A 16020-nucleotide genomic window follows, 5' to 3' on the forward strand; every position below is an offset into this window, starting at 1 on the left:
TTCATCGTTCGACCCCGTTCAGGGCGGAGGCAGCCCCGCTGCCTAACCTGTGAACACATCGCTCAACGTTTGCAGATTGCTGTTTGCGAGCCCGACGAGGTCTCCATCTTTGCCATCGGTCAGCGAGAGGATCGCGGTCCTGGCTCCGGCCGTTTCCACGGCGCTACGCAAATCATCAGCGATTTCGGTGTCGAGCAGTACAACTGGGACTTCGTTTTCCCGCAGCCAACCCGCAAGCTTACCACGACGTTCCGAAGTCCATTCGCCGGGCGCCACCGTGAGTGAGCCGAGCAGTTCTATCCCGAGATCACCGGCGAGATACTGGGCATGCGGTGACAGGGCGAGGGCTGTCAGGTTCGTCGCCCGGGTCAAGGCGACATCCGCATCGGCTTTCAGTGCCAGGAGGCTTCGCTTCAGCACAGCGGCGTTCTCGGCGATCGCTTTTGCCGAATTCGGATCAAGACGTGCGAGATCTGCTGCGACGATATCGGCCATGCGCCCCAGGGCCGTAGGCGACAGCCACGGCGCCATTGCTTCCCCCGATGGCGGCATCGGCGCAAGATCCAGCGCTTTGTAAACGCCGGTATCGTCGGTCGGTTCGGCAACGGCAATACCCGGCAGAAGCCCGTCGATCGGTCGGGCGGCATCGATTTCGACCAGTCTTATATTGCTGCGCCTCGCATGGGGATAAAGCGGATCATCCGGCCAGAATGACCGGAATGTCACCACGGCATCCGCCTGCATGGCAGCATCCGCCAGCGTTTGTTTGCCGCGGCCCAGGAGGAAGGAGGTCAGGCGGCTGGCTGGAAGCTTCTCCGGCTGTATGGCTTTTACTTCGATGGAGCTTCTCCGGGTCATGGCGACGGCAAGCGCGTAGGCGGCCGGATGAGCCGTCAGCACAAGGATCGATCCACCGGATCGGATCGGCTTCAGGCCTTGGGCAAAGGCTGCGCTGGCCAGGATGGTTGCCGCAGAGCTCATCGCCAGACGGCGCGTCAGTCCATGGGTCATGCGGCTTCTCCTTTCAAAGCCGGGATCAATGCGCGGATGATGGCGCAGACCATGAACAGGGCGCCGGCCGAAAGGATGATTGAAGCGCCGGAGGGGACTGGAAGATCGAGTTCCATCGGCAGGATAATGCCGGCCAGAGTGGCGATCAGGGAGAATGTCACGGATAACGAGACAAATCCTCTCAGCGAATGGGAAACGATGCGCGCGCTTGCGGCCGGAATGACGAGAAGCGCGCCGACGAGGACGGCGCCGATGATCTTGACGCAGGCGACCGTGACCACAGTCACCAGGATGACGAATACATAGTCGAGACGCTTGACCGGGATGCCGCGCACCGAGGCGAGGACCGGATTGAAGCTTGCCAGCATGAAGCGATTGAAGAAGACCGCCGTGACTGTGGCGACCAGGATGCCGACAATCGAAAGGATCACGATGTCGGTGCCGGACACGGTGAGGATTGATCCGAACAGCACGTTTCCAAGAATGTGAACGTTGATCCGTCCTGCAAGCACCAGCAACACGCTTGCACCGAGCGCAAGGGACATGGAGAGAAATACGCCGATCAGCGTATCTGGAGAAAGTCCAGTGCGGTGGCGCAGATAGTTGAGCGCGATACCGAAGATCAGGCAATAGCCGAAAAGCGAGCCGTAGGGACCGGTATAGGGTTCACCGGCCAATATGCCGATCGCGACGCCGGTGAGTGCCGCGTGGCCGACAGCCTCTGAGAAGAAGGCATGTCGTTTGACCACGACCAGCGTGCCGAGAAACCCCAGCATCGGTCCGGCGATCAGGCCAGCCAGCAGCGCATTGACGGCAAAACCATAGGCCAGTGACTGTGGCAGATAGCCGTTTGCGGCAAGCACCTGTACGCCTTGGCGGAAGGCTTCGAACATCTCGCTCATGGCGATATGCCCGAACGATGCGAAAACAGCGTCATGACGTTTTCGGGTGTCAGCACAGCCGTCGGCGTGCCGGTGAGCAACAAGCGTCTGTTCAGGCATGCGGCCTGATCTGCCAGCCTGCGGACGGCATCGAGGTCGTGCTCCACCCAGAAGACAGTGACGCCCTTGCTTTTCAGATCGAGCAATACGCGTTCGAATATTCTGGCGCCCGCCTCGTCTAACGCGGCCATCGGTTCGTCCAGCAGAATGAGATCAGGCTCCGGCATGACCCCCTGTGCCAGCATGACGCGCTGGCGCTCGCCGCCGGAAAGCGCCCCCATCCGCCGATAGGCTTTCTGTTCCATTCCAACCTGTTCTAGAGCGGCCAGGATCCGCTTCCTCACCGGGATTTTCGGGGCCAGAAAGGCGGGCCTGTTGGCGGCGATCGCCGCCATGAAATCCATCACCGTCATCGGCAGTCCGCGATCGAAATCCAGCGCTTGCGGAACATAGCCGATGGTGCCGGGCTCACCGCGCCATTCGATGTGAATTCTGCCACGATGGGGCGCCTGACCGAGCAGGCAGCGAACCAGTGATGACTTGCCGCCGCCATTCGGGCCGATCAGTGCATGGATGCTTCCGCCCTCGATACGGTGTCTGACATCGGACAGAATAGTCGTTCGTCCGAGTGTCAGCGAGACATCATCGAAGACCACGGCCGGCCCGCGTGGTGATGGTTTCCCGATGGTGCTTGCCGTGAATGTCGATGTGAGCGCGCTCATCTGGACGCTCCATTTTCCTGGGGGCTCTGCTCGCGAATGGCCCTGACGACGGTGGCGAAATTTTCCGCCATCTCCACCTCGAACTTTTCGGGCGTATAAGCCCCGTAGATGATGTGGGAGAGCGGATAGAGCCGGATGCCGGTCTCCCGCTCGATGGTCTCGACATAGGGAGAGGGGAAATTCAGCTCGGAAAAAATCACCCTCACGTCGAGCGTCTTGATGGCATCGATCGTTTTGGCAAGCTGTGACGGGCTCGGCTCGATGCCGTGAGCCGGTTCGACGACGGCGGTCACTTCCAGCCCGAATTCCCGCAGCAGATAGTCATAGGCGCCATGGATCGTGGCGACCCTGAAACTTGCACCCGGCATTTCCTTTAGCTCCGACAGGGCGTTTGCCCTGATCTTCCGCAGCCGCTGCTGGTAGAGGCGCGCATTCTTCGTGTATTCGGCGGAATTGCCGGGATCGAGGCGTCCGAGTTCGCGGGCTATGGTCTGGACCTGCTGGATTGCACCGGTAATGGACAGGAATGTGTGTGAGTTGACCACCTGGCCGCCGACAACGCGATTATTGCCCATACGGCTAGACACCCCACCGACGGCGGCCAACAAGGGTACGTCCCGATTGGCCTCTATGGTCGGCAATGACGGTTTGTCCGACGCGGCCATCATTCGCTCGGCAAAATCGTCGTGGCCGATGCCGTTCAGCACGACCACATCGAGCGAGCCGAGCCTGCGGATGTCCTCGGCGCGCGGCTCGTAGGCATGCGGATTGAAGCCCGCCGGGATGAGCGGCACCGCCTTAGCCCGCTCGCCGACGATATTGGCGACGAAGGAATAATAGGGATGAAGGGTCACGCCGATGCGCAGTTTTTCTGCCGCAGCGACGTGGCTGCGGATAGGCAAGGAGATGGCGATGGTGGTCAGACCCCAAAAAAGCGAACGACGCGAGATAGGCTTCATCGGCGAGGGTCCCGCGTAACAGACGCATCGAAACGGCTGGTGACCTGTTTCCACCCCGACGAGATCAGCGCCTTGTTGGAAAGACCGTGAACATTTGCGGATTGATCACGATTAACCCAGACCGACACTTTGTCTTTGCCATCCGCGTGGTCGACGGAACGATCGGTGGCGGCGATCTGCAACAGCATCGACCCGCCAATCTCGGGCGAGGCGGACCGACCGAACCACCCGACGAAACCGTCTTTGCCGTCTACGACGCTCCACACATGGCCGCCCCGCGCATCGGTGGTGGCATCTTTTATGAACGGTGGCAGGGCATTTGCCGCGAGTTTTTCGGGTTGAGGCACGGTTCCACCCTCCAGTGCGAGGAGGATATCGTCGGCAGCGACCCGCAGGTCCGCGTTAATGCCCTGCTCGGCGGCTGTCAGTTCCGAGCGCGCATCGACCTGCCACGTGTCTATCGAGACCGTCTCGGGCGGGGTTGCACGCAGCGCGACCACAACGGTCGAGGCAAGCAGGATGGCGCTGCAAAGAAGGACGACAAAAAGTGTTTCGGGTCCGGCGCCTGAGGGGCGGACGATCTGGCTGTGGCGACCTCCGCTCATCTGTCGATCCCGTCGATATCGTGCCAATCGACTTCCACCACATGACCGGGGCCTGCATCGAAGAGAATGTAGAATTCTCCGTCAGGTCTTTCGAAGCTCGCCTTGGAATCTGCCCCGAACTTTCCCGGGATCAGCACTTGCTCGTCATAAGAAATGACATCGAGTTTCACGCCGTTGGCGCCTGTGCCATCGGAGAAACCACCGGTGCAGGTAATCTTGTCATCGTAGAGCGCACAGCTGCAATAGGGATAGTGTGCAAGGGCGGGCACCGTGCCGCAGAACACGGCAGCGAATGCCAGGAATGCTATTTTCAGCCTGTTCGTCATTTCGCACCTGCCTGCTTCTTCAGCCATGCCACAGTCATCGGCGATGCTTCCGATAAGGCGATGGATGCCTGATGGACTGAACCGTCCCAGCCCTCGAGGGTTAGCCATAACCGTTCGTCGGCGGTTGTCCGGGCGGGTATGGGCAGATCGACAAGCTGGCGATAGGGCGTACCATAGAAGATCGCGCCGGCTGCCCTCAGCGATCTCGGTTTTCCGACCCGCATATAGCTTGCCTTGACGTGATCGGCGCTTGCCGGATCGAGGCCGAGCGCGAAGGTCTTGATGAAGCCGGCAGGCCCTTGATCGAGTGGTTCGCCGAGACGGAATTCGGCAAGGTGAACGTGCCAGGGGCCTACTTCGATCTCGCCCAGCTTTCGCTCGCCAAGGCCATCGGTGCCGGAAAACAGCGCCACTTCGCGGAAGTAATGCGGGACGCAAACTGCGGGGATGAGCAGGAGAAGCAGGCTGAGATGGAAGGGCCAGCGGCGCTTTCCGCCGGGCAAACCGGCATGAGGATTGGCTTTGGGCGGTGAGGGTCTTGTTTGCAAGTCGCTCATCTCGCCTTCTCCGCAGAGGCGTGAAACTGCCGAGCGTCCCTCACGTCGCGAACCAGCGATCTGGTCGCCTGTGCCGTCCGCTTGGTCCACACCATGATACCCGAGAAGACCAGCGAGGTTAGAAGCAGACCAAACACGAAATACAGAAGCTTGAGCCAGATGCCGGCGAAATCTCCTGTGTGGAGGGGGCGCATGCTTTCCGTCACCAGCTCCACCGCCGAGCGATCGGATACGCGCCGTGTCCATTCGACCTTGCCGTTATAGGGATTGACGTTGGCGGTCTCGAAGATCAGCGGATAGTTGCCGCGCCCACCGACAACGATGTGATTGTAGGCATTGACCGGCATCTGCACATAGGCAGGATCGAGATCCGGAAACTCCTGATGCACCAGGGCTGCGGCGCGGTCGAGCGATATCCAGGGCGCTGTCGTGCCGGTGCCGGACGGCACGTTTTCACGGGCTATGGTGGGCGGGATGCCGACGGTCGAGACCGTGATGCTGTTGGCGGTGAGGATATGCTGGATCAGGAACCATCCGGCGGTGACCGACATGATGGCGATGAAAGGCAGCGACCAGATACCAGCGAGCCGATGGACGTCGCCCCAGAAAATCCGGGCCCCGCTTCGGATACGCAGGCGTGGATTGAGATAGGCCCGCCAGAATTTCTTGTAGACGAGCACACCGGTGATCAGCGAGCCCAGCATCGGCACGGACAATGACGATACCAGGAACCACCCCCAGCTTGTCATGCCGTTGAAGGGAAACAGCAGCCATCCGTGCAGGGCACGCATGAAGAAGCGGAAATCATAGGTCTTTCCCGTTCCCTGAATAACGCCGGTATAAGGGTTGACGTAGAGTGTGGTGCTCTGCCCGTCGAGCGCGGTGACAACCACTTCCAGCGCATAGATCGTCTTGACCGGGCGTGAGATGAATTCCACCTTTACCCCCGGATCGGCCTTTTCCACTGCGGACAGGATTGCGTCGTAACCGAGAAGAGGCGCGTTGCCGGAGGGGCGGTTGGCGCGGATTTCGGGTTTGAATACCCATAATATCTCCTGGCTGACGGTGGCGATGGTGCCGGTCAGGCAGACGAAAAAGACAAGCGCCCAGAGCGGCAGCGCCAGCCAGCTGTGAATGATCAGCCACAGCCGCGCCGTCGTCTTTTTCTTCGCTGGCTTTGCGCCGAAAGCGTCCATCCTCATCCCAGTTTCAAGTCACGCTGGCGACGTCCGACCAGCCATGCCACGACGCCGGACACTTGGAGCCGCGAGGTGGCACCAGGTGTCATTTTCGAAAAGGTGAAGCCCGGAAAACCGGGCGTCACCACTTGTAGTTCAGTGTTGCGAGCACGGTGCGCCGCGCCCCATAGGTGCACATCGTGTCGCCGTCGCACTGGCTCACATATTCCTTGTCGAAGAGATTGGTGGCGCTCAGCGCCAAGGTCGCGCCAGCCAGTTCGTTCGACAGATTTTCAAGCTCGAACCTGAGGCGCGCATCGAAGAGCGTCACCCCCGGTATGTCGAGCGTGTTGGACGAATCGGTGGATGGCCCGATATAGCGTGCACCCGCGCCGAGGCTTAGACCTGCCAATGCCCCATCGGCGAAATGGTAATCCCCCCAGAGCGAGGCCTGATGATTGGGGGTCGAGAAGAGCTCCCTGCCGACCTCATCCGGATTGGCGCTTTTGGTGATCTCATGATCGAGATAGGCATAGGTTGCGATAAGGCCGAAATTGTCGGTGATTTCCGACTTGGCTTCGATCTCTATGCCTTTCACCCGTGCCTCGCCGATCTGGCGTTGCAGGAAAGCAGCGTCCGTGGTGATGCGGTTTGTCTGAGTGAGGTCGAAAGCCGCCACCGTGATCAGCGTACTGGTCCCCGGTGGCTGGTATTTCATGCCGATCTCGAACTGCTTGCCCTTGCTCGGTTTGAATGCACCTCCCGTGGTGGCATCGACCCCGGTTTCAGGTTGAAACGATGTCGCGTAGCTCACATAGGGTGCGATGCCGTTGTCGAAGAGATAGGTCAGGCCGGCGCGTCCGGTAAACGCGTGGTCGTCCTGTTCCGTCCTGCTGGCAGAGGCAAAGGTCGTTGCCGCGTTGTCGAGTTCGCTCCAGGCCCGGTCGTAACGTCCCCCGAGGGTCAGGACCCATTGATTGAACCTGATCTGGTCCTGGACATAGATGCCGACCTGATCGAGCTTGCTGTCGTAATCGGTGAGGGAGAAGTCGTCGACCGTGATCGGCCCTGAATTGTAGACGGGATCGAAGACATCGAGAGAGGGAGCCGATCCGCCGGTGAACAGATAGTCGGAGGACTCGTGCCGGTAATCGAGGCCGACCACCGCATCATGCGCGAAAGGCCCCGTATCGAGATCGAGCTTGACCTGGTTGTCGATGGTGAATGTGTTGACATCATTGTCGACGCGTATGCCCATCCGGTCGATGACGCCGGTGCCGCTCAGATAAGAACGTCCGGTAACCGCGCCGCGCGTGTAGGAGTTCGCATTGCTGAAGCGCATGTTCTGCTTGACGGCGACCGTGTCGTTGAAACGGTGTTGCAATTCGTAGCCGATCGAAGCCTGATCGCGATCCAGCTTGTCGAAATCGGGCTCGCCCAGATAGGTGTCGGTGGCGATCTTGCGGCCATTGTAATCGGAAAGCGATCCCTCCGCCGGCATGTAGTTGAAGAACGGCCACACCCCGCGATCGCGTTGATAGAGGCCAAGCAAAGTCAGCGACGTGTCCTCATCCGGCTTCCATGTCAGTGCCGGCGCGATATAGAATCTGTCGTCCTTGGCAAAATCGAGTTGCGTGCCCGAACTGCGCCCCAACCCGGTTATGCGGTAGAGGAACTGCCCTTCGTCGTCGATCGGTCCGCCGAAATCGAAGGCGGTCTGGATGCGCCCGAAGCTGCCGCCCTGGACCTGCACTTCATGGATAGGTTGATCCGTCGGCCGCTTGGTCACCATGTTGATGATGCCGCCCGGCCCGGATTGGCCATAAAGTCCTGATGCCGGTCCCTGGAGAACCTCAAGCCGTTCCAGCGCCCACGGATCGATAACGCCACTTGCCGTGCCGTCGATATTGCCGCCCGGCAGTTTTAATCCGTCCAGATAGAGGTCGGAACGAAAGCCGCGCACTTGGGTATAGGCATCGAAGGGCGAGCTCGCACCATAACCTTCCGATCTGACCCCTGGCGTATAACGCAGGGCCTCGCCGATGGTCTGGGCGCTCTGTGCCTTGATCTGCTCGGCCGTCACCACGTTGATCGTCTGCGGGATTTCGATAAGAGGCGCGTCGGTCTTGGACCCGGTTGCGCTGCGCGTCGCGACAATTCCGTCTACCGGTCCAAAGGCGCTCTCCTGTTGCGCTTGCAGAATGATCGGAGCAAGGGCAGGTGCGCCACCAGCCGTACCGTTAATCGCCGAGGTGGTCGCTGCATCAAGGATCGTCACCGTATTGGCACTGGCAAAACTGTAACGCAGTCCGGAACCGGCGAGCAGCCGGGCAAGCGCCTCTTCCGACGGCATCAAGCCGGAGACTGCAGGCGCTTTTGCTCCGGCGGCAATCGACGTGCGGTAGGCGATCTGTATGCCGGATGCCTCGGAAAATTGGCGCAGGGCGCGATTGAGCGGCTGGCTGGGAAGATTGAATTCATGCATGTGCATGGTCTGTGCAGCGGCGTGCCGGACCGGCATTGCCACCGGGAAAGCGCCCAGGCAAAGCGCTGTGCTCATCGCAAACGTGGTCAAAAACTGCCTGCTCACCCGCCGCAAACCAGGCCGTGCTGCCCCATTCATCATCAAAACCCCAATCCCTCTGAAAGGCCCCCCACGGACCATCGATCGAAGGCGCGCCATTTTCCGCCCCTTCAGCATGTTGACGCGCGAAGGAGGGGGATGCCTAAAGAGGCGATTGTGATTTTTCCGAAAAAAGTGGAGGTCGCCTAGGTAAGGACGATCATCACGCCTGGTATACGGCGCGCCACGAGGCCCTGGGTCTTTGCCAGCGCACGCACAGCGTCAAAGGCGTTGCGGGTTGAGAATATCGCGCTGACCGGAATATCAGGATCGACGCCCGGTCCCATGATGATACGCTCTGGAACGTAGCGGCCGATCTCGGCAATGGCCGACGAAAACGGCCTTCCTTCGAAGATCAGTCGCCCGCTCCTCCATGCCAGAACGAGGTCCGGATCGACTGATAAAGCGGGCAGGGGTTGTTGACCTGCCCTGTAGCTGGTCTGCTCGTTTGCGGCCAGTTCCACTTCCCCAGCAAACGTTTCATAACTCGCCTTGGGCGCGACCTGGCCGGTTACGCGGATATTGCCTTTTTCCACCGTGATCGTCGCCATGCCCGCCATTGCCTTGGCAGAGAAGGTGGCGGTGTCGAGCGCATCGCTGTTGCCACCGAGGGCCGCAACGCGAAAGGGAGCGGAGGTCCCCGGCCATAGGCGGAACCCGGCTTCGCCTTTTATAAGTGTGACAAGACGGAGTTGCTGTGTGAAATCCACCGCAATTGCGCTGTCGGTATTGAGTGTGGCAACCGAACCATCAGGCAGGGCAATCTCCGCCTGTTCACCGACTGCGGTGGCAAAATCGGCCGACCACCATTCCTGCAGGTGCGGAAACGAGACCATGGTTGCCGCAACCGCTGCGGTTGCTGCTCCGCCCGCCAGGAATGTTCGGCGCCTGATACCGGACGCGGGCATTGGCTGCCGCTGGGTGGTGGAAGGTTTTTCATCTGCCTCCTCCAGAACCTGCAACTGCTGCCAGAATGTCCGTTCGCGCTCGAAAGCAAGCTTGTGTTCAGGGGAAAGATCCCGCCATGCCTTGAAGCGCTCCAGCGCCGTGTCGCTGACGTTTCCCGATGTCAGCCGCACGATCCAGTCACGCGCATCGAGAGCGATGCGGCGTTCGCGTTCGGCGGTTTTTTCGGAATCATCCATCAATGGTGCAGCGCGGTTTCAAATGGCAATCCACCCAGTTTCGAGTGGTTCTACATTATAGACGCGTGAACGTGCCGTTTGCCAAAGGAAAGTCGCGGAAAAATCATCCGGTAATATCGCTGCGGATCCTGGCCAGATGCTCCAGGGTTCGTCGGATGTGATAATAGACCGCCTCGTCGCTGACGTCGAGCATCTCCGCGATACGCCGATGAGGTATGCCCTCGATGCGGTTCATCAGGAATATCCGCCGTGTCTTCTCCGGCAGCTCTTTCAGCGCGGCCTCGACCGCCTGAAGGTTTTCGCGGCCGATCAGCATCCTTTCCGGTGAAATATCGTCGGACGTTTCCCAGATCAACTCGGAGATTTCCAGGTCGATTTCTGTCCGACGTCGCTCCTTGCGCAGATGCCCCGCGACAGTTGTATTGGCAACTTTCTGTATGAAACCGGCCGGGTTGTCGATCTGGCCGACCATTTGCGACGTTTCCAGCTTCAGCCATACGTCCTGCATCAGATCCTCTGCCAAGGCACGGGAGCCTGTTCGCGCTCGCGCCGACGATTCAAGGCGCGCCCGGGACTTGATAAAAACACCGATCAGATCTGCAAGCTTCAGCTTGTTCACGACTGTCACGAAATAATGGAGGCCAACAAATCCTCCACTGCCGCGGAGGTTGAGCTGAAGCCTAGAGGACAGGAAAAAACGGTGCAATGGCAATGATTTAGTTAAAGATGCCCGTCAGTGGATAAAACCTGCTCGCAAAAGTCATGTTTACTGCTTGATATCATTGAAGTGTTGAACGCCTGGACGACGCGGAGGCTGTGCCGCGGCCGGGCCGATTTCTGTCATGTCGTTGCGGTTCTGCAACATTCCAACCGCGCGACACGCATCGCGAGCGGTCCTTCCCCCGGAAACACAACGGGCGCGTCTTGAGAGACGCGCCCGTTGTGTTTTCCCAAGCTTACTCGGCCGGCGTCAGGGCGGTCGTCTCATCATCGGCTTCCCGCGGCTTCGGCTGTCGCCAGGCAATCAGGCGGTAGAACATCGGAATGAAGAAGGTCGCGATGAAAGTCGCAGCAATCATCCCGCCGATCACGCCGGTGCCGATCGCATGGCGGCTGGCGGAACCGGCGCCGCTGCTGATCGCCAGCGGTACGACGCCGAGAATGAAGGCAAGCGACGTCATGACGATCGGGCGGAAGCGCAGACGGGCCGCCTCGACCGCCGCTTCACCGGCAGTCATGCCTTCCTGGCGCTTGAGCACTGCGAATTCCACGATCAGGATCGCGTTTTTCGCTGCAAGGCCGATCAGCGTCACCATCCCGATCTGGAAATAGATGTCGTTGGTCAGGCCGCGCAGCAGGGTTGCGAGCAGCGCACCGAACAAGGCGAAGGGAATGGCCGTGATGACGGCCAGCGGCAGCGACCATTTTTCGTACTGTGCCGCCAGGATCAGGAAAACCATGATGATGCCGAAGATCATCGCCTGGTTGCCCGAACTGCCGCTTGCCAGTTCCTGAAAGGCCGAACCGGTCCAGGCCAGCTGATAACCGGTTGGGAGGGTTTCGGCCGCCACCTGCTGCATCGCCTTGATGGCATCCCCCGACGTGTAGCCCGGCGCCGGATTTCCGGTGACCTTGGCGGCGTTAAAGGCATTGAAACGCTCCAGAAGATCCGGACCGATGATGCGCGTCACCTTTACCAGGGCATCGAGCGGGATCATGTTGCCGTCGCTCGAACGGACGAACACCTGCCTCAGATCGTCCGGTGTCTGCCGGAAGGCGGCTTCCGACTGCAAGGTCACCTGATAGCTGCGGCCGTAGAGCGTGAAGTCGTTGACATAGAGGCTGCCGAAAGTGGCCTGCATGGCATCGAAGACGCTGTCGATCGGGATGTTGAGAGCCTTGGCCTTCTCGCGATCGAGATCGACGTGATATTGCGGAACGCTGGCATCAAACGTGGTGCGGACGCCGGCAAGCTCAGGCCGCTTTGAAGCGGCCTCGACAAGGCGCGCAGTCTGCTCGGCAAGATTGGCGACGTTGCCGCCGGTTCGGTCCTGAATATAGGATTCGAAACCACCCGTGGTACTCAGGCCCTGGATCGGTGGTGGGTTGAAGGCCAGGACCATGCCGTCGCGGACATCCTTGTTGGCGCCGATGATCGGCCCCGCCATGTTGCGGGCATCCTGCGAGGCGAGTGGTCTCTCGTCCCAATCCTTGAGAATGACGAAGGAGAGGCCGGCGCTGCTCTTGATGCTGCTCGCCAGAATATCGTAGCCGGAGACGGAGAAGACATCGCGGACGGCATCGAGTTTCCTCGTGTTCTCCACCACCTTGTCCATGACGGCCTCGGTTCGCGGCAGTGCCGCGGCCGGCGGCAGGACGGCGATCTGCAGCAGCCAGCCCTGGTCTTCGCTGGGAACCAGAGAGCCTGGAATGGTGCGGAACATGTAGGCCGTGCTGCCCAGAATGGCCGCGACGATGATGAGGCCGATGGCAAAGCGCTTGATGAAAAACTGCACACCGGCCGTATAGCCTGAAGTCAGCCGTTCGAAACCGCGATTGAAGATGCGGAACGGCAGGGCCGGTTCGTGATGCCCTGGTTTCAGGATCAACGCGCAGAGCGCCGGCGTCAGTGTCAGTGCCACGATGCCGGACAGGATGACCGAGATCGCGATGGTCACGGCGAACTGCTTGTACATCTGGCCGGCAAGGCCGCCCATGAAGGAGACTGGCACGAACACCGAACAGAGAACCAGAACGATGGCGATGACCGGGCCTTTGACCTCGGACATCGCCTTGATCGCGGCATTTCGTGGCGATAATCGTTCCGTCGTCATCAGACGCTCGACGTTTTCGAGCACGACGATTGCATCGTCCACGACGATGCCGATCGCCAGCACGAGGCCGAAGAGCGTCAACAGGTTGATCGAGAAGCCCAGCATATACATGCCGGCAAAGGTGCCGATGATCGACACGGGTACGGCAATGACCGGAATGAGCGTTGCGCGCCAGTTCTGCAGGAACAGGAACACCACGATGACGACCAGAGCAACCGCCTCGAAGAAGGTGTGGACGACTTCATCGATCGAAACCTGGATGAATTTCGTCGTGTCGTAAGGAATGCGGTATTCTATGCCTTGCGGGAACGAAGCCTTCAGCTCCGCCAGCCGCGAGGACACTGACTGCATCGTATCGAGCGCGTTTGCCCCCGGCTGCAGATAGACGACGATCGGTACTGCCGGCGTGCCGTTGAGGCCGCTGTTGACCGAATAGTTCTTGGAGCCGAGCTCGATGCGCGCGACATCCTTCAGTCGGAGCGCCGCAGCATTGCTATCGGAACGCAGGATGATGTTGCCGAATGCTTCCGGATCCGGAAGGCGGCCCTGTGTCGTGACGCTGTAAGTGAACGGCTGCCCGCTCGGAGATGGCTGATCGGCAAACTGACCCGCAGCGAACTGTGAATTCTGCTCCTGGATCGCCGCCGAAATATCGCTCGGCGTCAGATTGTATTGCGCCAGCCTGTCCGGTCGAAGCCAGATGCGCATGGAATAGTCGATGCTGCCAAGAACGCTTGCATCGCCAACACCTGGAATACGCTTCAGATCGTCGATCACGTTCAGCAGTGCGTAATTGCCGACATAGGCCCGGTCATATTGCGGGTTGTCGGAATACATGGCGATGAAGGCCAGCGGCGATGTCGAACGTTTGGCGACGACGATGCCCTGGCGGGTCACTTCGTTCGGCAGCGTGGAGGTAGCGCGCTGGACGCGGTTGTTGACGTTGATCGTCGCCTGATCGGGATCGGTCCCGAGCGCGAAGGTCACTGTGATCTGCATCGCGCCGCTGTTGGAGTTCGCCGATTGCATGTAAAGCATGTTCTCGACGCCGTTGATCTGCTGCTCCAGCGGAGCTGCAACGGTCTGGGCGATGGTCTGGGCGTTGGCGCCGGGATAGTTGGCCGTGACCACGACCTGTGGCGGAACCAGTTCGGGATATTGTGCGATCGGCAGGGCTCGCATGGCAAGCAGGCCTGCCAGGATGATCACAATGGATATGACGGCCGCGAAAACCGGCCGATCAATGAAAAATCTGTTGCCCATCAGTTCGTTGCAACCTTGTCTGGGTTCCCGTCGGACTTTGCGGAGATATCCACCTGAGCACCGGGACGAACCTTGATAATACCTTCGGTGATGACCTGATCACCTTCCTTCAGGCCGCTTTCGACGATCCAGTCATGGCCGACTTCCTGGCCGAGCGTGATCGGCTGGATCTTTGCCTTGCCATCTTCGCCGACGGTATAGACGAACTGGCCCTGGGCGCTCTGCATGACGGCGATTTCCGGTACCGCGATAGCATGGTCGACCGTCACGCCCGTCACTGTAGCGCGGACGAACTGGCCCGGGATAAGGTCGTTATCGGGGTTTTCGACGACGGCGCGGGCCTGGATCGTGCCGGTGCTGGCATCGACAACGGCCGAGGTGAAGTCGATGCGCGCTTCCTTGCCGTAAACCGTGCCATCACCAAAGGTCAGTTTGACGCTGAGCGGATGGACATCACCCTTCTGCTTCATCAGCGCCAGAAGGTGGCGCACCTCGCGTGCCTCTGCATCGGAGAAGGAGAAGTTGACATAGACCGGGTCTGTCTGGGTGATATCGGCCAGAAGGGTGGTGCTGGCGGTAATCAGGCTGCCTTCCGGCACCTGTTCGAGGCTGGTCGTGCCGCCGATCGGCGCATCGACGCGGGTATAGCTGAGATTGAGGTCGGCGGTCCGAACCTGCGCCTTCGCCGCGGCAACGGCAGCTTCGGCCAGTTCGCGCGCCGAAATCGCGTCGTCGCGGCTCTTTTCGCTGCCGACACGTTGGTCGAACAGGCGGATATTGCGCTGTTCCTCGCGGACTGCCTGGGAGAGCTGCGCCTGCACCTGGCCAAGCTGTGCTTCTGCCTCGGCAAGGGCTGCCTGGAAGGGTGCTGGATCGATGAGGAACAGGACATCACCGGACCTGACGCGGGCGCCTTCAACGAAATTGCGCTTCAGCAGGATGCCGCTTACCCGCGGACGGACTTCTGTCTGGCGGAAGGCCGACAGGCGTGCGGCATAGCTGTAGCTCAGCGGTAGCGAGCGAGGCTGCATGATCGTTGTGGTGACCGATGGCGGTGGGGCCGCTGCCTGCTGCGCGCTTGCGATCGAGACGCTCGACGCCAAGGCTGCTGCCAACGCGACGGAAAGCAGTTTGGAAGAATGCCGTATCATTTTGGGCCTCAATTGAAGAGTTGTGCCGACGGAGCACAAGGAAATTCTGAGGAGCTGTCACAACGGCGGGGAAGAGGCCTTGGACGCATCCTGATCAATGGCCTCTAATTGATCTTTATCAAATTCGCTACGCGCCAAATGCCGCATGGGCTTATGTCTCAAACGAATAAATGACGTGAGGATCGGTGCAAGATTTGAAGTAATCGATCCGCGTGCAGAATGTTGATTCCGTCCGATAAGCATCTGTAATCATATATCTATATTGAATTTTTATCTGCTTTTAAGCCGGCCTTCCCTACTGAAAATGAAAAGCGAGGCACGGCGCTGGCGTCATGGCAGCGAGCGTTCCTCAACCTAGGGGGAAGCTGCCAATGCCGGATTGTTGAAGGCAGACCTCGGTAGGCTTCAGGATCCCGCCGACTTCTGCTTGCCCACCCGGATCTCTTGTCTCCTGACAGAGGGTTCAATGCCGGTCTTCGTGATTTCCATGCCGTGTTCCCTTTGCCCCTCTCTATTGGGAAGCAGGCCGGAATCACCGAGTTCCGGCACTCGATTAATGAATCCCGGACATAGGTTCATTCGCGATTGACCATCTTATGCTTTCGCTTCGCTACCGCTAGGTTCCTTCCCAATCAGGTTGGCGATGAGACCAGATGCTTGATCCACCTCCTGCAATGGTAGCGGAGCATTTGATGCGAGAGGGCA

General features: G+C 59.8%; 13 protein-coding genes. All 13 read right to left on the reverse strand.

What is annotated here, in order from left to right:
• Window positions 1-42: 42 nt before the first annotated feature.
• Window positions 43-1011: a metal ABC transporter solute-binding protein, Zn/Mn family gene (locus tag AC2GXZ_RS17385; protein ID WP_483760442.1), complete on the reverse strand. Its 969-nt coding sequence runs from the start codon at window positions 1009-1011 to the stop codon at window positions 43-45.
• Window positions 1008-1913: a metal ABC transporter permease gene (locus tag AC2GXZ_RS17390; protein WP_483760443.1), complete on the reverse strand. Its 906-nt coding sequence runs from the start codon at window positions 1911-1913 to the stop codon at window positions 1008-1010. The genes AC2GXZ_RS17385 and AC2GXZ_RS17390 overlap by 4 nt, the downstream gene beginning before the upstream one ends.
• Window positions 1910-2674, reverse strand: a complete 765-nt coding sequence (locus AC2GXZ_RS17395; RefSeq protein WP_483760444.1) for a metal ABC transporter ATP-binding protein — start codon at window positions 2672-2674, stop codon at window positions 1910-1912. The genes AC2GXZ_RS17390 and AC2GXZ_RS17395 overlap by 4 nt, the downstream gene beginning before the upstream one ends.
• Window positions 2671-3633 (reverse strand): metal ABC transporter solute-binding protein, Zn/Mn family, encoded by a 963-nt coding sequence (locus AC2GXZ_RS17400; RefSeq protein WP_483760445.1) that lies wholly within the window; start codon window positions 3631-3633, stop codon window positions 2671-2673. The genes AC2GXZ_RS17395 and AC2GXZ_RS17400 overlap by 4 nt, the downstream gene beginning before the upstream one ends.
• On the reverse strand, window positions 3630-4238 hold the full coding sequence (locus AC2GXZ_RS17405) for a DUF6162 family protein (protein WP_483760446.1): 609 nt from the start codon (window positions 4236-4238) through the stop codon (window positions 3630-3632). The genes AC2GXZ_RS17400 and AC2GXZ_RS17405 overlap by 4 nt, the downstream gene beginning before the upstream one ends.
• Entirely contained in the window at window positions 4235-4564 is a 330-nt protein-coding gene (locus AC2GXZ_RS17410; protein ID WP_483760447.1) for a hypothetical protein, read from the reverse strand. The genes AC2GXZ_RS17405 and AC2GXZ_RS17410 overlap by 4 nt, the downstream gene beginning before the upstream one ends.
• Window positions 4561-5121: a thiamine pyrophosphate-binding protein gene (locus AC2GXZ_RS17415; RefSeq protein WP_483760448.1), complete on the reverse strand. Its 561-nt coding sequence runs from the start codon at window positions 5119-5121 to the stop codon at window positions 4561-4563. The genes AC2GXZ_RS17410 and AC2GXZ_RS17415 overlap by 4 nt, the downstream gene beginning before the upstream one ends.
• A complete protein-coding gene (locus tag AC2GXZ_RS17420) occupies window positions 5118-6323 on the reverse strand; it encodes a PepSY-associated TM helix domain-containing protein (RefSeq protein ID WP_483760449.1) in 1206 nt (401 codons plus the stop codon). Before AC2GXZ_RS17420 ends, AC2GXZ_RS17415 begins: the two co-directional genes overlap by 4 nt.
• A 118-nt stretch (window positions 6324-6441) precedes the next feature.
• The gene (locus AC2GXZ_RS17425) at window positions 6442-8859 is read right to left on the reverse strand and encodes a TonB-dependent siderophore receptor (RefSeq protein ID WP_483760450.1); all 2418 of its coding nucleotides are present in this window, start codon (window positions 8857-8859) and stop codon (window positions 6442-6444) included.
• A 209-nt stretch (window positions 8860-9068) separates the two neighbouring features.
• Window positions 9069-10067, reverse strand: a complete 999-nt coding sequence (locus AC2GXZ_RS17430; protein ID WP_483760451.1) for a FecR family protein — start codon at window positions 10065-10067, stop codon at window positions 9069-9071.
• Window positions 10068-10170: 103 nt separating this feature from the next.
• A complete protein-coding gene (locus tag AC2GXZ_RS17435) occupies window positions 10171-10695 on the reverse strand; it encodes an RNA polymerase sigma factor (protein ID WP_483760452.1) in 525 nt (174 codons plus the stop codon).
• A 328-nt stretch (window positions 10696-11023) separates the two neighbouring features.
• Window positions 11024-14164 carry an efflux RND transporter permease subunit gene (locus tag AC2GXZ_RS17440; protein WP_483760453.1) on the reverse strand — a complete coding sequence of 1047 codons (3141 nt, stop codon included), beginning with the start codon at window positions 14162-14164 and terminating at the stop codon, window positions 11024-11026.
• Window positions 14164-15315 carry an efflux RND transporter periplasmic adaptor subunit gene (locus AC2GXZ_RS17445; RefSeq protein ID WP_483760454.1) on the reverse strand — a complete coding sequence of 384 codons (1152 nt, stop codon included), beginning with the start codon at window positions 15313-15315 and terminating at the stop codon, window positions 14164-14166. Before AC2GXZ_RS17445 ends, AC2GXZ_RS17440 begins: the two co-directional genes overlap by 1 nt.
• Between the last annotated feature and the right edge of the window lie 705 nt (window positions 15316-16020).

Source organism: Aliirhizobium sp. YIM B11859, assembly GCF_057163345.1.